The organism is Pedobacter sp. 05L430 (assembly GCF_056397585.1).
In genome coordinates, this window is record NZ_JBFTNT010000025.1 from 1 (window position 1) to 18,713 (window position 18,713).

The 18,713-nt window shown below is 38.9% G+C and carries 12 protein-coding genes and 1 pseudogene; 7 read left to right on the forward strand and 6 right to left on the reverse strand.

Annotated features, from left to right (window positions below):
• The 4 genes and pseudogenes from AC1DG9_RS06940 to AC1DG9_RS06955 all read left to right on the forward strand — a co-directional run.
• A pseudogene (locus AC1DG9_RS06940) lies at positions 1-251 on the forward strand (cytochrome c); the annotation flags it as partial.
• 55 nt (positions 252-306) lie between these two features.
• A complete protein-coding gene (locus AC1DG9_RS06945; protein WP_337715905.1) occupies positions 307-3,654 on the forward strand; it encodes a VCBS repeat-containing protein in 3,348 nt (1,115 codons plus the stop codon).
• A gap of 10 nt (positions 3,655-3,664) precedes the next feature.
• Complete coding sequence (locus tag AC1DG9_RS06950; RefSeq protein ID WP_288879525.1) at positions 3,665-4,975, forward strand: vanadium-dependent haloperoxidase; 1,311 nt, start codon at positions 3,665-3,667, stop codon at positions 4,973-4,975.
• A gap of 79 nt (positions 4,976-5,054) precedes the next feature.
• A complete protein-coding gene (locus AC1DG9_RS06955) occupies positions 5,055-5,792 on the forward strand; it encodes a hypothetical protein (protein ID WP_477634446.1) in 738 nt (245 codons plus the stop codon).
• 20 nt (positions 5,793-5,812) lie between these two features.
• On the opposite strand, the gene AC1DG9_RS06960 is transcribed toward AC1DG9_RS06955, so the two are convergent.
• A complete protein-coding gene (locus AC1DG9_RS06960) occupies positions 5,813-6,469 on the reverse strand; it encodes a DUF1349 domain-containing protein (RefSeq protein ID WP_288879528.1) in 657 nt (218 codons plus the stop codon).
• A gap of 56 nt (positions 6,470-6,525) precedes the next feature.
• On the opposite strand from AC1DG9_RS06960, the gene AC1DG9_RS06965 reads away from it, so the two are divergent.
• The 3 genes from AC1DG9_RS06965 (at position 6,526) to AC1DG9_RS06975 (ending at position 10,882) form a co-directional block, all read left to right on the forward strand.
• Positions 6,526-7,320: a response regulator transcription factor gene (locus AC1DG9_RS06965; protein ID WP_172661054.1), complete on the forward strand. Its 795-nt coding sequence runs from the start codon at positions 6,526-6,528 to the stop codon at positions 7,318-7,320.
• A gap of 90 nt (positions 7,321-7,410) precedes the next feature.
• Positions 7,411-8,982 (forward strand): ATP-binding protein, encoded by a 1,572-nt coding sequence (locus AC1DG9_RS06970; protein WP_172661053.1) that lies wholly within the window; start codon positions 7,411-7,413, stop codon positions 8,980-8,982.
• Between the two features lie 349 nt (positions 8,983-9,331).
• Entirely contained in the window at positions 9,332-10,882 is a 1,551-nt protein-coding gene (locus AC1DG9_RS06975) for a sulfatase family protein (RefSeq protein WP_288879533.1), read from the forward strand.
• Positions 10,883-10,955: 73 nt separating this feature from the next.
• Here the strand turns inward: AC1DG9_RS06975 and AC1DG9_RS06980 are convergent, their stop codons facing one another.
• From AC1DG9_RS06980 to AC1DG9_RS07000, 5 genes are all read right to left on the reverse strand, one after another.
• Entirely contained in the window at positions 10,956-12,389 is a 1,434-nt protein-coding gene (locus tag AC1DG9_RS06980) for a TolC family protein (RefSeq protein ID WP_172661052.1), read from the reverse strand.
• Complete coding sequence (locus tag AC1DG9_RS06985) at positions 12,382-15,549, reverse strand: efflux RND transporter permease subunit (RefSeq protein ID WP_288879536.1); 3,168 nt, start codon at positions 15,547-15,549, stop codon at positions 12,382-12,384. The genes AC1DG9_RS06980 and AC1DG9_RS06985 overlap by 8 nt, the downstream gene beginning before the upstream one ends.
• A gap of 27 nt (positions 15,550-15,576) precedes the next feature.
• Positions 15,577-16,659 (reverse strand): efflux RND transporter periplasmic adaptor subunit, encoded by a 1,083-nt coding sequence (locus tag AC1DG9_RS06990; RefSeq protein WP_048903825.1) that lies wholly within the window; start codon positions 16,657-16,659, stop codon positions 15,577-15,579.
• A 146-nt stretch (positions 16,660-16,805) separates the two neighbouring features.
• Positions 16,806-17,210: a hypothetical protein gene (locus tag AC1DG9_RS06995; protein ID WP_288879538.1), complete on the reverse strand. Its 405-nt coding sequence runs from the start codon at positions 17,208-17,210 to the stop codon at positions 16,806-16,808.
• Between the two features lie 101 nt (positions 17,211-17,311).
• The gene (locus AC1DG9_RS07000) at positions 17,312-18,202 is read right to left on the reverse strand and encodes a FimB/Mfa2 family fimbrial subunit (protein ID WP_288879539.1); all 891 of its coding nucleotides are present in this window, start codon (positions 18,200-18,202) and stop codon (positions 17,312-17,314) included.
• Positions 18,203-18,713: the final 511 nt, after the last annotated feature.

Sequence of the window (18,713 nt, forward strand, 5' to 3'; positions counted from 1 at the left end):
TTTCAATCCCATCCTGGGATTTTAGATGGCAAGAAATTTACCAATTTAAAAGTTTAGTAAAAATTCCCAAGGGCTCTGTATTAACCATAGAGGGTACTTATGATAATACAAAGAGTAACCCTAACAATCCCAGTAGTCCGCCTCGAAACGTTTATTCGGCCAATGACATGAAGTCAACCGATGAGATGATGACCATGTTGCTTGTATTTTTACCTTATAAAGAAAATGACGAACAAATAGAACTAAAATAAAGATTTGCAGCTACCCATGTAATAATACTTTAGGTTGATTTAAAAAAAAAATACCATGAAAATAAAGATATGGCTATCTGCACTTTTCTTCTCAGTACTAGCTGTTGTTAACAATGCCAATGGGCAACAGCCTTTATTTTCCTTGCTACCAGCAAAAGAAACAAATATCAGTTTTGTAAATAGGGTAATTGAAACCGATTCATTACATGTGATGAATTATGAATATTTGTATAACGGGTCGGGAGTTGGAGTAGCGGATTTTAATGGTGATGGTTTGCCTGACATTTTTTTTTCGGCAAATGCCGGAGATTATAAATTATACCTTAATAAGGGTAATTTAAAGTTCGAAGATATTACCAATAAAGCAGGTGTAAAAGGAAATGGCACCTGGGCCACAGGAGTAAGCATAGCAGATGTAAATGGAGACGGTTTGCCTGATATATATGTTTGTCATTCAGGAAAATTTCCTGATGATAAACTCAAAAATGAATTGTTTATTAATCAGGGAATTAAAGGAGGTATACCTATTTTTAAAAACATGGCCGAAACTTATGGTCTTGATGCAATAGGAACTCAATCCACACAGGCCGTTTTTTTTGATTATGACAATGATGGTGATTTAGATATGTTTTTGCTAAATCATTCCAACCAAACTTATAAGCCTTTTTTAAATACTAAAAAAGTACGATCTACCCCAAATATGAAATACGGGAATCGTTTATTTAGAAATGATTCTAAAAATAATCAACCTCATTTTGTAGACGTTACTTTAGCCTCAGGGATTATAAACAATGCCTTAAATTTTGGGCTAAGTGTAGCGGTAAGCGATTTAAACAATGATGGCTGGCCAGATATTTATACCTCAAGTGACTATACCGAACAAGATTGCCTTTACATCAATAATAAGAATGGAACTTTTTCGGAAAGTATCCGGAAATCAATTAAACACATCTCAAAATATTCAATGGGTTCGGACATTGCCGATTATAACAATGATGGAAGACCGGATATCTTGACTCTTGACATGCTGCCAGAAGATAACCACAGGCAAAAACTGCTTAAAGGGCCGGATGAATACGATCAATATCACTTATTGTTAGACAGTGGATATTATAACCAGCAAATGAGAAATATGCTACACTTAAATGAAGGTGTGGCGCAGGATGGTAGCTTGCGCTTTAGTGAAATAGGTCAGTTGGCAGGTGTTTCTAATACAGATTGGAGTTGGGCATCGTTATTTGCAGATTTTGACAACGATGGCTGGAAAGATTTATTTATATCCAATGGTTATTTAAGAGATTTTACCGACATGGATTTCTTAAAATATACAGTTGCCAGTGCACAAAAAGAATCGCTTAAACAAGGGAATTTAAAGTTTCAAACTTTCGATTTGGTAAAAAAAATGCCCTCAAACAAAATTTCAAATTATATTTTTTCTAACAATCATGATTTAACTTTTAGTAACAAAACGGCAGAGTGGGGAGTTTCAGAGCCTTCTGTTTCCAATGGTGCCGCTTATGCTGATTTAGATAATGACGGTGATCTGGACTTGATTGTTTGTAATATAAACTCACCTGTAATGGTGTATAAAAATAACTCAGAATTACTAAAACCCAACTATTTGAAAATTGAGCTTGTCGGTACAGGGTTAAATACGGCTGCAATAGGAGCTAAAATTTATGTTAAAACAAAAGATAACATACAGTATCAGGAAAAATATGTGGTACGTGGTTATCAATCTAGTGTAAGTCAAACAAATTGTTTTGGTGTAGGTAAAAATACTGAAATAAATTCCGTTAGGGTCATTTGGCCTGATGGAAAAGAGAGCTTTATTGAAAACATACAATCGAACCGAACATTAACTTTCAATCAGAAGGATGCGGTAATCAAAAAAGAGAATATTACTAAAACAAAACCCTTGTTTGTAGATAACAAACTAGAATCGGGACTAGAATTTAAACATAATGAGAATGATTTTATAGACTTTAAAGTCGAAACGCTTTTACCTTATCAGCTATCAAAATTCGGCCCTGCTTTAGCCAAGGCAGATGTTAATAAAGATGGAATAGAAGATGTTTTTATAGGAGGGGCAATTGGACAGACAGGTCAATTATTCTTAGGTAATAAAGAAGGAAACTTTAATCCCTCGCCAAATCAACCTTGGGATGAAGACAAAGTGAGTGAAGATGTAAATGCAGTTTTTTTTGATGCAAATGGCGATGGGGCTCCTGATCTTTGGGTGGTAAGCGGTGGAAATGAATATGATGAAAACGCGCCTGAATATCAGGATCGATTATATCTAAATGATGGGAAAGGTATTTTTCACAAAGCTAAAGACGCATTGCCGAAAATGTGGAGTAGTAAACAGGCTATTAGCGTTGTTGACTTTGATAAGGATGGAGATTTAGATGTTTTTGTTGGCGGAATGAGTAAACCGGGCTCTTTCCCGCTATGTAGTAAAAGCTATTTGCTGCGAAATGAATCAAAAGGAGGGGAAGTAAAATTTAGCGACGTAACCAGCCAACTTTCTCCCGATTTGGAGTACGCGGGAATGGTTGTTACATCTTGTTGGCAGGATTTGAATAAAGATGGATATCCAGAATTGTTAATTGGCGGAGACTGGATGTCGTTAAAGAAGTTTAAAAATGAGAATGGGGTTTTGAAATATGATAAAGACTCGGGCTTAGAAAATTCAGACGGTATGTGGAGTAAGATCGTACCAATGGATGTGAATAATGATGGAGCAATTGATTTCGTTGTAGGGAATTGTGGTTTAAACAATCAATTTAAAGCGAATAGTAAGCAACCAATGACCATCTATGCTTCAGATTTTAATAATGATGGCGTATTAGATCCAATTATGTGTTACTACATTCAGGGAGAAAACTATCCAATGGCATCTAGAGATGAACTACTTGATCAGATGGTTCAATTAAAAAAACGGTTTTTAAGTTATAGTTCCTATTCGGACATAACTATAGATAAGTTATTTACACCGGAGCAGTTAAACCAAAGTCAGAAATTTTACTGCAAACAACTCGAAACATCAATTTTGTTAAATGATGGAACCGGGAAGTTTACCATTAAGCCCCTTCCGATCGAAGCGCAGTTTTCCAGAACATGGGGTATAGTTGTAGATGATTTTAACAAGGATGGAAAAGATGATCTCCTTTTGAGTGGAAATTTTTATCCCTATCGGGTTCAGCTAGGTCAGGCAGATGCTGGTTTGGGTTTACTTTTAATTGGAAATGGCAAAGGTGATTTTAAACCAATGTCTCCTTACGATTCGGGGCTGTATATAGATGGAGACGTTAGAAATATGATTGAGATTAAAGGAGAAACCAAAAAAATTATTATCGTTAAAAATAATGATAAAGTTCAGCTTTTAAAGGCTGCTAATTAAATCGAACAGCATGAAGATATACTTGTTTTTATTTATTTTTTGTATTTCTACAGGTGCAAATGGGCAGTGGAGCAAAATTGAAAATGATCCCTTTCCTCTGCACAGATCTCAAAAAGCCCTTTCTGATATTATTGTAAGCGATATATTTTCTCCACCTGTTGCGAGTAGAATATTTGTTTATTCAAACATTGCCGCATATGAAATTCAGGCTAAGAGTAATAGTCAGTTTCAATCCTTAAAAGGACAATTGAACGGCTTTAATGGAATTCCAAACGCCGACAACAAACAAATTAGCTATTCACTAGCTGCTACCTACGCATATTGGCAGGTTGCAAAACGGCTTGTATTCTCCGATCAGGTAGCTTTAGATAGTTTAAACAGTATCCTTTTGTGGTATAAAATAAAAGGATATCCTGAAACTGTAGTTCAGAACTCAATTTTATATGGTAAAAAGGTGTCAGATTCTATATTAAGGTGGGTTGATCAGGATCAGTATAAAGAAACACGTAAATTAAGACGTTATAGTATTGTTAAAAAAGAAGGTAGTTGGGCACCTACTCCACCTGGTTATATGGCGGCAGTGGAACCTTATTGGAATAAAATAAGACCACTATGTATGAAAACGGCCGATCAATTTAAACCTTCTCCTCCTCCGGCTTATAGTAGGGATAAAAATAGTGCCTTTTACAAAACTGCCAATGAGGTTTATCTAACGGGTAAAAACCTAAATGATGAACAATTAAACATTGCAAAATTTTGGGATTGCAATCCTTTCTTTTTAAATGTAAATGGACATATGAATTATGCAACGAAAAAGATATCACCAGGAGCACATTGGATTTCTATTGCTGGCATTGCCTGCAAACTGAAAACTTTTAATTATATACAAAGTAGTTTTGCATACACGTCTACATGTATTGCATTGTTTGATGCGTTTATTAGTTGTTGGGATGAAAAATACAGGAGCAACTATATCCGGCCGGAAACATTTATAAATTCTAATATTGATGAAAATTGGCAGCCAATTCTGCAAACGCCACCATTCCCAGAATACCCAAGTGGGCATAGTGTTGCTTCAACATCAGCAGCCTATATTCTAACTAAAATATTTGGAGATAATTTTAAATTTCAAGACAATACAGAGGTTGATTATGGATTACCAATAAGAAGCTTTACTTCTTTTGATCAGGCGGCTAAAGAAGCGGCTATCAGTAGGCTTTACGGTGGAATTCATTATAGGCCGGCTATTGAAAATGGCCAAATTCAGGGGAGGGATATTGGGAAGCATCAGACAGAAAAAATTATAATGCAAAAAAAATAATTTAAGAACACAGTCGAGATTCAACCGTTTGAAAGCACCAAGCCAATACCTTATCTTTACAATCTTAGAATTTTGCAGGATGAAAAGATACCTTTTACTACTCTTATTATTCACCGCGCTGTCGGGGTATACACAAAACACGATCAATAACTACAAATACATACTGGTGCCTGAGCAATTCAGTTTCTTTAAAGAAGTGAACAAGTATGGTCTGAACAACCTGACCAGGAAGTTGTTGGAAGAAAAAGGGTTTACGGTTTATTTTGATAATGAAAATTTGCCGGTGGAAATCGCCGCTAACAAATGTAAGGCAATGACTGCAGATCTTACAGAAAAAAAAGGAATGTTTACCACCAGACTTACGCTGATATTAAAAGACTGTCAGGGTAACGTAGTTTTCAAGGGCGAGGAAGGTAAAAGTAAGGAAAAGGATTTTACTGCGGCTTATCAGGAGGCCTTACAAAACGCCTTTRTTTCTTTCAATGAACTTCCCTATGCTTTTTCAGGTGATGTCCAGATGGCTGAAAGTGTAAAAGCACCCGAGGTCGTTGCTGCGCCGGCAAATCAACAGGCAGCAGGGGCTGAAACTACCGAGCCATCAGGTACACTATATGCCCAGGTAACGACAACTGGTTTTCAGTTGGTCGATACCACACCGAAAAAAATGCTGACCCTATTTAAAACTTCTGTTGAGAATTGTTTTATTGCCGAGGGTAGTCAGCACAAAGGTATGGTACTAAAAAAAGACGGGAAGTGGTTCTTTGAATACTACAACAATGATAAACTGATTATTGAAGAATTACTGATTAAGTTTTAGTTTCTCATTTTAAAGTAAGGTTATTGATGTTGTTTAAGCCACTCTGCGCGTCGTTGATCGGGAAGATGTTTTACAGAGAAATTTTCAAACCGGGCCTCAAAGCCGTTTCCATCAGGAGAGGCAGCCATAAGGCCAACCATAACAGGAGTATTGTCCTGTAACGGAGCATTGCGGGTCATGATATAGTTTTTATCATCAAAAGAATAATAAATCTCGATAGCATCCAATCTCCGTAATGCCTTAATCCAAATAAAAGGAGGCATCTTGTTAAGTGTGGTCACGCTCCAGTCACTCTTTTCATTGGTCACCACTGTACTGATATTAAATTTACCATCCACAAATTCAACCCCGGTTTTAATATAGTTTTTTTGATCAATACGAATCATAAGTCCCATTTGATCGAATCGGGCTTTGTAATCACCTGTTAACTTTACCTTTGTTTCAAACTCGCCACCGTAAGTGCTGTAATAAAAAGGCGCATCGTCAACCGTGAAACCATAATGTGATATTCGCCAATAATCAGTTTTGGGTGTTACCTGCATAATTAAGCTGCCGTCTTTGATCTGCCATCGTTCCGGTTCATTATACCAATTCATTTTCTCCAGACTCTGGGCACTGATTTCGCTGAAACTCAGCATTAGCGTAATCGCCAGTAAGGTTTTTTTTATATTTTTCATAGCTTCGAAAGCTTAACTTGTGCACTCCAAATTTACAGTTTGCTAATCTTACACAAATGGCTATAAATAACCATCAATACACCAAAGAGATGCGTGATTTGCTTGACATAAAACTATTTTCTCAACCAATTTCTGGTAAACTTCAACCTGATCTGCTACTCGATGACGGCAAAATAATCGCTGGAATGTATTCAAAACTAGAAAATGCCATCAGCGTATTGAGTGATATGAGGGCAAGAAAAAGTTATATCTATCCTGGTGGAGTTGCCCGTCAACTTGGTTTTGAACCCACGCGAACAGAAATAAATTCAATCTGGGAAGATGAACTGTTAGCCCGGGTTCATCCTGAAGATCTTCAAAAGAAGTACAGACTGGAATTTAAATTTTTCCAGCTAATTAAATCTATTGACTTAGCTGATCGTCTCAATTACAGTCTGATCACAAGGTTACGGATAAGAAACAGCGAAGGAAAATATGTCATGATCAAACATCGTCTGCTTTACCTTAGCAGTACCAAAGAAGGGGATGTTTGGTTAACCCTCTGTTTATACAACGTGGTGTATGATCATCCTGGATTTGACGTCCCTGAAGGTCTTATCATTAATTCCGGTACAGGTACAATAGTAGATAGTGAGCAGGGACGGTTCGAAGACATACTCTCTATACGAGAAGGACAGATTCTTCACCTTATTAACCAGGGGTTAAGGAGTAAAGAGATAGCCAGTAAACTGTCTCTGAGTATCCATACTGTGAACAGGCACAGGCAGAATATTTTTCAGAAACTCAATGTAAACAACGCAATGGAAGCCTGCAGGGTTGCCGATGCTGCGGGTCTACTACATCGGCCATAGAGAATGGATTAATAAACAAGGGACATTCGGAATGTTTTGGCATGATTTTGAACCGATTTTTCATTATTTACTTATTAAACGCTCAGCACATTGACCAGATCCAGTTTATCAGCAAATGCCAAGTATTTTAAAGACGGGGGTGAGATGGGAGAACTTACCCGGAACTTTGACTGGTCAAAGTCTGTTTTAGGTAGTCCGGAAAAATGGCCGCAAAGTTTGCTGACCACCGTAAATATTATCCTCAGATCAAAGTTTCCAATGTTTTTGTGGTGGGGGAAAGAACTCATTCAGTTTTACAATGATGCTTACCGCCCAAGCCTCGGTAATGAAGGGAAACATCCTGTCGCATTGGGACAAAAGGGTGCGGAATGTTGGCCGGAAATTTGGCCTACTATAAAGCCGTTGATMGATCAGGTTATGGGAGGAGGAGCGTCTACCTGGAGCGAAGATCAACTCATTCCTATCTATCGCAATGGCAGAGTAGAGGATGTTTACTGGACTTTCAGCTACAGTGGTGTGGATGACGAAAACGGAGCCGTTGGCGGGGTATTGGTCATTTGTTCTGAAACGACTAAAAAGGTAAAAGCCTATGATGAAGTTGAACAAGCCAAAAAGGAATTGGAATTTGCAATTGAGGCTGCAGAACTTGGCACATGGGATCTTAATCCACAAACCAATAGGTTTATTGGAAACCAACGGCTAAAAGCTTGGTTCGGCTTGTCTGCGGACGATGAAGTTGAACTGCCTAAGGCGACAAGTATTATTGCTGAAGCCGATCGTCCGCGTGTATTGGATGCCATCGGCGAGGCGATGACTTATAGTTCCGGAGGAAGTTATGACATCGATTATATCATTCAGCCTCCTGACAATCCTATCCCCAGGCATGTACGCGCTAAAGGGAAAGCATTATTTAACACGGATTTGCAGGCCATTCGATTCAGTGGCATATTGCAGGATATTACGGAGCAAAAGAAAGATGAGGTCCGAAAAAATGACTTTATTGCGATGGTCAGTCATGAACTGAAAACACCATTAACCTCATTAAAAGCTTATGTGCAGGTGTTGATGCGAAAAGCGAATATCAAATCTGATGAATTCAGTGCAGCGACGCTGATTAAACTCGATACCCAAGTGAATAAAATGGCAGGCCTTATAAACAGCTTCCTGGATGTCTCCCGTTTAGATTCTGGTAAAATACACCTGGATAAGAAAGAATTTCTGATCAACGATCTGATTTTGGAAGTGCTGGAAACCTTTTTTGCACCTGTTATCATTACCCCCCTTCATTTTAAGCCTGGTCCAGATTTAACAGTCATGGCCGATCGGGAAAAGATTGGTCAGGTAATCAATAACCTGGTCAGTAATGCCATAAAATATAACGTGGGAGGGATGCCCGTAGCCCTGAGCTGCCATAAAGAAGACGGTAAAGCTATAATTTGTGTGTCTGACCAGGGCTTGGGCATAAAAGAAGAGGACCTCCCTCATGTATTTGAACGTTTTTATCGGGTGAATGATGAACAGGGCCGATCCATTTCCGGGTTTGGGATAGGGTTGTACCTCTGCTGGGAGCTAATTCATTTTCATGATGGAGAAATCTATGCAGAAAGTGAGTGGGGAAAAGGTTCTGTTTTTTCTTTTAGTTTACCCTTAATTTCTGATTAATCAATTTCAAGATTGTATCCTTCATTCAACCAATGGAATTAGCCGGCTAAAATTAATCTTTTACAACCTTAATAAACGAAGGCCCAAACTGGCATACTTTATCTTTGATTCTGTTCCATACTACAAATTTATGGCGATATGGGTATGCGAAAGTTATTCTAAACCGGCAATGTTGTTGTTGGATTAACGATGGTAAATAAAAATCAATTATTTAGGCAATGGTTACCAAAAACAGAAAAAGATTGGACAAGGCTTAACAATAAGTTATATTTCCATTCCAAAAGATTAGGCGGAGCCGGAAGGAATTTGTTTACCTCAGCCTCCTTTTATATAACAATATGGAAATCAAATGAAATTAATTAAGACCTTACTACTCCTTGCATTAGTTAATAGTTGTATGCATCTGTTTGCACAAAAGCAGCAAAGGGGAACTGCGGCAAAACGACCAAATATTGTGATTATCATTTCAGATGATCATGCCTATCAGACCATAAGCGCCTATGGTAGTAAATTGATGAAAACCCCCAATATAGACCGGATTGCAAATGAAGGGGTTCGTTTTGATAAGGCATATGTAACCAACTCCATTTGTGGTCCCAGCAGGGCAGTAATCCTGACTGGAAAATACAGTCATAAAAATGGATTTAAAGATAATGAAAGTTCAGTTTTTAATGGCGACCAGGACTCCTTTGCAAAGCAGTTGCAGAGAGGCGGCTATCAGACTGCATGGATTGGCAAATGGCATCTGGAAAGCAAACCCCAGGGTTTTGATTTTTGGCAGGTATTGCCTAATCAGGGACAATATTTCAATCCGGATTTTGACATGATGGACGGTAGCAAAAAAAGAATTGACGGCTACGTAACCAATGTAATTACGGATGAAGCTGAAAACTGGTTGGATAAAAGAGACGAATCCAAACCATTTTGCCTTGTTATCGGACATAAGGCCACACATCGTGTTTGGTTGCCAGATACTGCTGATCTGGGGCGCTTTGATAAGGTTAACTTTCCGCTTCCGGCCAATTTTTACGATACCTACCAAAACAGAAAAGCTGCCGAGATACAGGACATGTCCATTGAAAAGACCATGCTAATGGGGTATGACCTAAAGATGTTCGGTTCTGATGATAAGGAGAATAAAGATGGTAATTTTAGTAGGATGAACGCCGCCCAGCGTGCTAAAGTTGATGCTTATTATAAGCCTATAGAAGCACAATTTAATGCATTGAAATTACAGGGAAAAGCACTTACCGAATGGAAATTCCAACGTTATATGCGCGATTACTTAAGTACTGCAACCTCCCTGGACCGAAACATCGGGCGCACACTGGACTACCTGGATCAACATGGTCTGAGCAAGAATACTATTGTAATCTATCTGTCTGATCAGGGATTTTATATGGGAGAACACGGATGGTTTGATAAACGTTGGATTTATGAGGAGTCATTCCGTACCCCTATGGTTATGCGATACCCCGGCCAGGTAAAAGCAGGCACTGTTTCCAATCGTTTTGTGATGAACCTGGACATTGCCCCAACCGTACTTGATGCTGCGGGGTTGCCTATCCCAAAAGATATACAAGGCATATCTATGTTGCCGGCCTTAAAAAACCATGCTGATAAAGGCAGACAGGTTTTATACTATCATTATTATGAAAATGGTGAGCATTCAGTTTCCCCTCATTTCGGGATTCGCACAAAGAGGTACAAGTTGATCCGGTTCTATAAGCGTGTAGTAGGGTGGGAGTTGTACGATCTGCAAAAAGATCCACATGAAATGGATAATAAATATGGGAAAAAAGGATACGAAACCATCACTGCCGACTTATATCAAGAGCTAAACAGGCAAATCAATAAATTTGAAGATCAGGATGCGTTGCAAATCTTGAACGAAAGATAAGATCAAGTTATTGATTAAAAGAAAAAAAGCCGGTCTAAAATTTTAGACCGGCTCTTTTTATAAGAAATTGTTGTTATTTCCAACCACCACCAAGTTCCTGATAGATATTGGTTACAGCACTGAGCTGGTTCTTTTTTGTTTCTATGAGTTCCAGTTTTGACTCCAGGGCATCCCGCTGGGTCATTAGCACTTCCAGATAATCTGCCCTTGCCGATTTAAATAAGTCATTGGAGATATCAATAGATTTGTTGAGTGCATCTACCTGGTCAGACTTCAAACGAAAACTCTTTTCCAGGTTATCTATATTCGACATTTGAGTAGAAACTTCTAAGTATCCATTTAAAATTGTTCGCTCATAGTTATACATGGCCTGAAGCTGACGCAAGTTTGCATTTTTAAACTCTGCCTTAATTCCGTTTCTATTAATTAGCGGGCCAGCAAGATCTCCGGCAAGTGAATACAGCATTGATTCGGGCGATTTCACCAGATAAGATGGGTTAAATGCCTGAAACCCGAACGCTGCGGAAATATCGAGTGAAGGATAGAATTCCGCTTTTGCTACTTTTACATCTAATTTCGCAGCAGCCAGCTCCAGTTCTGCTTGTTTAATGTCTGGTCTGTTGGCCAGCAGCTGCGATGGAATACCTGTGCGAACTGCCGGAGGCAAGAGGTTCAGAAAATTGCCATGATCTCTTGGGATTTCCTGAGGGAATCGACCAAGTAAAAAATTGATCTTGTTTTCACCCTCCTTGATCTTTTGAAGAATGTCAAACTCCAAACTTTGAGAATTCAGTACTTCCGCTTTAAATTTCTGAACAGCTAATTCGGTTACCCTGGTTGCTTGTTTTTGAATTTTTACTATCTCAAGGGCATCCTTTTGAAGCTGGATGTTCTGTTTAACAATCTCTAACTGATTATCCAAAGCCAGCAATTCATAATAAGAGTTGGCAACCTCAGCAATTAAATTAGTCAGCACAAAATTTTTGCCCTCTACGGTAGATAAGTATCTGCTAATTGCAGCTTTCTTAGAGTTACGGAGTTTTTTCCAAATATCTACTTCCCAGTTTGCATACACTGCAGCGGTATAGTCCATCAGTGGGTCTGGAGTTTCTTTTCCCGGGGCAATTTCTGTTGAAGCATCACCCGCACCCTGGCTGGTGTACCTTCCTACTTTTTCAACACCCAAGCCAAGCTTTGCACCTACGGTTGGTAAAAGCGCTCCCTGTTTAAATTTGATGTCGTTCTTGGCTATTTCCACTTCCTGAAGTGTTATACTCAACTCCTGGTTATGTTTAAGGGCCGTGTCAATCAGATTCACCAAATTTGGGTCGGTAAAAAAGCGCCTCCATTCAAGCGCAGCCATATTGGTGGTATCCCTGTTGTCATTATAAGATTCGGGAACAGATTTGTTTTCAGCAGACTGCATGAACGCAGGGACCTTACAGCTTGCAACGGCCAGGCAAATACCCACCAGGCCAATGCATTTATATATCTTGTGTTTATACATTGTGATCAATTTCTTCAGTTAAAGGATTTTCTTCTTCATTTTTAACAAGAGCATATTTTTCTGAGATTTTGCCGAAGATGTAGTACAATCCCGGTATGATAAGAACACCGAAAACAGTTCCGAAAAGCATACCTCCGGCAGCAGCCGATCCGATTGTCCTGTTACCTGTTGCACCCGGTCCGGAAGCAAAAACCAATGGGATCAATCCGGCAATAAATGCAAAGGAAGTCATCAGAATAGGGCGGAACCTTACGGCCGAACCTTCAATAGCCGCCTGAAGTACTGAGCTTCCTGCCCTGTGTTTCTGAACGGCAAACTCTATGATCAATACAGCATTCTTACCCAGCAGACCGATAAGCATAACCATAGCCACCTGAGCATATATGTTATTCTCTAACCCGAATAATTTCAACAAGAGGAATGCTCCGAAAATTCCGGCCGGAAGTGAAAGAATTACAGGGAATGGTAAAATAAAGCTCTCATACTGTGCAGCAAGGAGCATATACACGAAAACAAGGCAGATGATGAAGATATAGATCGCTTCATTTCCACGGGCAACCTCGTCTTTGGAAATACCTGCCCAGTCAATCGAGAATCCTCTTGGTAAACTGGTTTTAGCCACTTCCGATACTGCATTAATTGCTGAACCACTACTATAGCCTGGCGCAGAGGAACCACTAATCTCTGATGCATTATACATGTTGTGTCTGGTGATCTCTGATAATCCGTAAACCTTCTCAATTTTCATGAAGGCCGAGAATGGCACCATCTCGTCACGGTTATTCTTCACATATAGTTTCAGAACATCTTCAGGTAAGGCCCGGTATTGTGGCAAGGCCTGCACCATCACTTTGTATTGCCTATCGTATTTGATAAAGCTGGTTTCATAGTTACTTCCCACTAATGTAGAAAGCGTATTCATCGCATTCTCAATAGTTACTCCTTTTTGCTGAGCAATGTCGTTATCAATCTTGAGCATGTATTGCGGGAAACTGGCACTGTAAAACGTAAATACCGATGATAATTCAGGGCGTTTACTCAGTTCCTTTACAAAATCCCTGCTCACCGTTTCCATCTTTTTGTAATCACCTGTTCCGGCTTTATCCAGCAAACGCAACTCAAAACCACCAGCAGCTCCGTAACCCGGTACAGCGGGTGGTTGGAAAAATTCAATGGTGGCCCCCGTTACATCTTTAGATTTCTCTTCCAATTCATTAATTACCTCCTGTACAGAGTGTTTACGTTCCTCCCAGCTTTTCAAGTTGATCAGACAAGTTCCTGAATTGGCTCCGGTACCCTCTGTAAGGATCTCATAACCCGCCAAAGAGGAAACGGATTGTACATCTTCCATGCCTTCGGCAATTTTCTGTAGCTTCTCGGCAACTTGATTTGTTCTTTCCAATGATGAACCGGGAGGGGTTTGTATTACCGCATAAAACATCCCCTGATCTTCGTTTGGTATGAAACCTGAGGGAAGGCTGTTGTTTAGTAGCCATATACCAGCGCAAAAGGCAACTAACATGATAAAAGTGACCGCCCGTCTGTTAACAATTAAACTTAACAACTTCTGGTACTTGCCCGAAACCCTGTTGAACCAATTGTTAAAACCATCCAGCACTTTATTAAGCCACGTTTTCTTTTGGGCTTTTCCATGATTATTCTTCAGCATAATTGCACACAGGGCAGGGGTAAGGGTAAGTGCAACCACTCCTGATAAAATAATTGATGTTGCCATGGTAATAGAAAACTGTCTGTAGAATATTCCTACGGGGCCAGACATAAATGCAACAGGAATAAATACCGCTGCCATTACAAAAGTGATCGCAATAATAGCCCCGCTAATCTCATGCATTGCTTCTTCGGTGGCTTTAAGCGGCGAAAGATTCTTTTCTTCCATTTTGGCATGGACTGCTTCAATTACTACAATGGCATTATCTACCACAATACCTATTGCCAGCACCAGAGCGAATAAGGTGATGAGGTTAAGTGTTATCCCAAAGAATTGCATAAATACAAAAGTTCCTATAAGAGATACCGGTACTGCAATGGCCGGGATTAATGTTGAGCGCCAGTCGCCAAGGAAAAGGAATACAACCAATCCTACAAGAATAAATGCCTCTACAAGGGTGTGTATTACTTTTTCAATAGAAGCATCCAGGAATTTGGATACATCATAACTGATCTCATAATCTACACCTTTAGGAAATGAGCTCGATTTGATTTCCTTCAGTTTAGCTTTTATGTCCTTGATTACCTGGCTCGCATTACTTCCATAAGATTGCTTTACAACTATAGCAGCCGAAGGTCGGCCATTAAGATTGGAATAAAGATCGTAATATGAACTTCCAAACTCCACATCAGCTACATCCTTCAGGTGAAGTATCTCTCCTTTTGCGGATGATCTTAGTATGATGTTCTCATATCCCTCTTTGGTACTAAACCTTCCGGGATATTTTAATACATATTCAAATGCCTGAGATCTTTTACCGGAGCTTTCTCCGGTTTTACCTGGCGAAGCTTCCAAACTCTGCTCGTCAAGTGCTTTTAAAACTTCATCGGCCGATATCTTGTAAGCCAGCATACGGTCTGGTTTTAACCATACCCTCATGGCATATTCGCGGTTACCAAGGATATCTGCAACTCCAACACCATCAACTCTTTTTAACTCTGATAATACGTTGATGTCGGCGAAGTTGAAAAGAAACTTCTGATCCATATGCGGGTCTTTACTGTACAGGTTGATGTACATGAGCATATTAGACTCTTCCCTCGTAATCTTTACACCTTCACGCACCACCAAAGGAGGTAGTTTATTGATAACAGAAGCTACACGGTTTTGAATATTTATTGATGCCTGGTTGGGGTCGGTACCCAGATTAAATACGGCCTGTATGGTGGCTTCACCATCATTACCGGCATCTGATGCCATGTATTTCATTCCTGGAACACCGTTAATCGCCCGTTCCAGCGGAATGATTACTGATTTGATCATTAGTTCACCATTTGCTCCCGGATATTCCGCAGTGATGTTCACCTTTGGTGGAGAAATGGAAGGGAATTGTGTTACCGGTAATTGGGTGGTAGCCAACACACCCAGAAATGTAATAATGAGCGATATTACTATAGACAGGACTGGCCTGTGTATGAATTTATTAAACATAGAATTACTTTTTTAAGGATGGAATTACTATTCCGTTTTCAATTGCAGACGGGAAATAACTTCCTTGGGTGCTATAAATTCATATTTGATCTTATCATCATCTTTAACCTTTTGTACACCTTCAAGTAGGATTTTGTCATTTTCAGACAGAGTATTTCCTACTACATACAAGTCAGGCATTCTGCTGCTTATACTAATATTCCGCGATCTCACTACTCCATTCTTGTCAACCACAAAAACATATACTTTGTCCTGAATTTCGTAGGTTGCTTTTTGAGGGATTATTAATGCACCTTTAAGTGGAACTGTCATTTGAACTTTACCTGTCTCGCCATTTTTTAAAAGCTTGTCAGGGTTTGGGAATCTTGCCCTGAAAGCGATGTTTCCTGTTTCATTATCAAATTCACTTTCAACGGTTTCTACCTCACCTTTATATTTCAAGGGTTGGCTATTAGCCAAAAGCAGGCTTACCTTGTTGTCGCCGCGACCTTTGATATTAGTCTGATAGTCCAGATACTCCGGTTCAGATACATTAAAGTAGGCAAACATCTGGCTGTTATCAGAAAGGTTAGTCAATAATTCACCTTCGTCAACAAGACTTCCCAGTTTCAAAGGAATGCGATCAATGGTGCCATCAAATGGTGCTTTGATTTCAGTGAATGACAAGTGTAGTTTTGCTAGCGCCACTTCAGCTTTAGCCTGATCAAGTTTAGCTTGAGCCATTGTCAGCTCATTTTTTGACACTACATTTTTATCAGCCAGAGTTTTGGTATTCTGTAATTCTATCTCTACAGATTTGGCTTCAGCCTGCGCTTTCATTAACTCTGCTTCGTACATTTTTGGCATGATCCTGAACAAGAGCTGGCCCGCTTTTACAGATTGACCTTCGTCAACATAAATGTTCTGCATATATCCTTTTTCTTGTGCCCTAATCTCAATGTTCCTTACAGATTTTATTTGTGAAACATATTCCTTGGTAAATGAGGTGTCAATTTTTAAAGGAGTAGTAACCGCATACTTGCTGATTTCTTCCTTTTCTTTTTTTTCAGATGTACAGCTTGTATGGCATAATATAACGCCCAAGCCCATGAGCATTGCAATTCTCTTCATAGTATGAATTAATTATTAATCGATTTGATGATCAGGAATCAGAGATTCCCTGAAATGAGAAATAGCATCAGTTATCGGGTATGAAACCAGAATTACCTCTACGGGCATGTATGATMACGACTTCGATAACTGAAGCGTATTGTTGATCATATTTTTAGAACTCTTTGTAGAATGTATTTGTAAGAAGAAGTGTAGGAAAGGTGCTTGCAAAAAGGCAAGCGGTTTTTGAAATAAGCGTTGGAATAAATTAAAATAGAAGCATAGGTAAGTGTTGCAAAGTACTTGGCAGGCAATACGGATTTCCTGACAGATACAAGATCATCATCTTCGTCTTCAACACTGATGAAGTCTTCTTTTTTATCACCTATGGTACTGGTTTTAACTTCTGAAAGGCCCTGATTGGCAATCACAAGATTTGTTTGTTGCGATTTTTCAACCTTTTGAACAGCAGAATAACTGCTTGTGCTTTGATGAGTGCCCGCATAAACGTGATTTGATCCTCCTAAAAGGAAGAAACACAGGGATAGGAAGAATACAACAGCAGTTTTCATATTCGGCCACAAAAATAGTATTAGCCTTGAAAGTTAACGTAACCTAACTCTTTTTAACTGTCAAAATTGTGTCAATAATTTTCTTCCTATCTATGTAGTACTTAAAAATGAACAACAGTAGTGTCAACCAGCCACTTATCGTTAATGGTAACTTTAAAACTGGTTGATGTAGAAGGGACTAGTAGTTTGCCTTTCACAATTGTACGCTTGTTTCTGTAAATGGGTACACTCAGGGTTTTTCTTACACCACCTCCGGATATCTCAATTAGAATAGGTCTTTCCGTACTCAGAATATAAATGCTGATTGGGCCATTTGCATTGCTTACCTCGTAACCCGCATTATCATCAATACGGCCGAAGGTTTTTTGATCTTTCAATGTAAAACCTGTTGCTTCGAAATTAACATCAACGATGAACTCAGGTACATCTTCCACAAGTACTTCCAGTTTGCCAACAACCCGCTGCATGGTAAGGTTTATTGTTTGGTTTCCATCGATGCTTATTACTGAAGATTTTGCATAAAAAGTATCATCTGTTTTATAATGCTTATCAGCCATTGTTGGGTTAGGTTGCCAATACTGCATGTTTGCCTCGGCAAGAGGTAATAGTATAGGAACTTCGTTGTCCCGGTAATATTTATTGATCCCAAAAAGTGATTTGGAGCCAACCGCAATAAATATATAATTACCAACAGGCAAATCGAAATATATTTCTCCCATGCCAGGCAAATTGCTGGTTTGAGTTGATCTATAATATTCATTTCCGGTGTCAAAATTAAATATGATAAAGGTCAATTGATTGACTAAATTTTCTATGGGCGTAACTAATGTTGTTTCAGTGCCACCATCTAAGCCTGTTTTTCCATTCTCAACAGAGAGACCCACTTTGTAGGTTGTTTTATTTGGTTCGGGAACTTCTTGCCCAGCTTTTTTACTGCATGCTGATGACAGCAGGATGAAAGTAATTGAAGAGATAAACGCTAATTTTTTCATGATCTTTTTTAAGATGAAAATACCCAACATTTAATGAAAAGAAATGGAACTTTTATGATTGTGTAGCAAAGTGTATAAATATCACATAACCTGTATAACCTGTTATTTATCGCAGTTTAAAGATCGAGAATTACCATTCAATAAGTTTGCTGTATAATCTGAACGTTTTCARATTAAATTGGTGTTATAAAGAACGCAATTATGATTAACAAAGATTTGTATTACACTCAAACCGAGGCTTGCAGTGTTTTAAGAATTTCTCTGAAGAAATTTAAGAGCATTGTTAAAAATAATAAACTCCTTATTTATAGAAGTTCTGAAACTTCAAATTCCTATGTGAAAAAGAGAGATTTTCTGAATGCAATGCTGAATGGAATATAGCTTCCTAAAAGCATTTGTATCATTTTTGTTGCGCAAACGTTTGTTTCGGGTTGTGTAAAGGCTGTCTTTTTCACCATTAAATAGTGCCTCTGGAGTGCTTTAAACTAACTTCTTAGTAGATAATTAAACA

What these genes read in the sequence shown, in the direction of transcription:
- AC1DG9_RS06945 (WP_337715905.1), top strand. Translation starts at nt 307, where the DNA reads ATGAAAATAAAGATATGGCTATCTGCACTTTTCTTCTCAGTACTAGCT.
- AC1DG9_RS06950 (WP_288879525.1), top strand. Translation starts at nt 3,665, where the DNA reads ATGAAGATATACTTGTTTTTATTTATTTTTTGTATTTCTACAGGTGCA.
- AC1DG9_RS06960 (WP_288879528.1), bottom strand. Translation starts at nt 6,469, where the DNA reads ATGAAAAATATAAAAAAAACCTTACTGGCGATTACGCTAATGCTGAGT.
- AC1DG9_RS06965 (WP_172661054.1), top strand. Translation starts at nt 6,526, where the DNA reads ATGGCTATAAATAACCATCAATACACCAAAGAGATGCGTGATTTGCTT.
- AC1DG9_RS06975 (WP_288879533.1), top strand. Translation starts at nt 9,332, where the DNA reads ATGAAATTAATTAAGACCTTACTACTCCTTGCATTAGTTAATAGTTGT.
- AC1DG9_RS06980 (WP_172661052.1), bottom strand. Translation starts at nt 12,389, where the DNA reads ATGTATAAACACAAGATATATAAATGCATTGGCCTGGTGGGTATTTGC.
- AC1DG9_RS06985 (WP_288879536.1), bottom strand. Translation starts at nt 15,549, where the DNA reads ATGTTTAATAAATTCATACACAGGCCAGTCCTGTCTATAGTAATATCG.
- AC1DG9_RS06990 (WP_048903825.1), bottom strand. Translation starts at nt 16,659, where the DNA reads ATGAAGAGAATTGCAATGCTCATGGGCTTGGGCGTTATATTATGCCAT.
- AC1DG9_RS06995 (WP_288879538.1), bottom strand. Translation starts at nt 17,210, where the DNA reads ATGAAAACTGCTGTTGTATTCTTCCTATCCCTGTGTTTCTTCCTTTTA.
- AC1DG9_RS07000 (WP_288879539.1), bottom strand. Translation starts at nt 18,202, where the DNA reads ATGAAAAAATTAGCGTTTATCTCTTCAATTACTTTCATCCTGCTGTCA.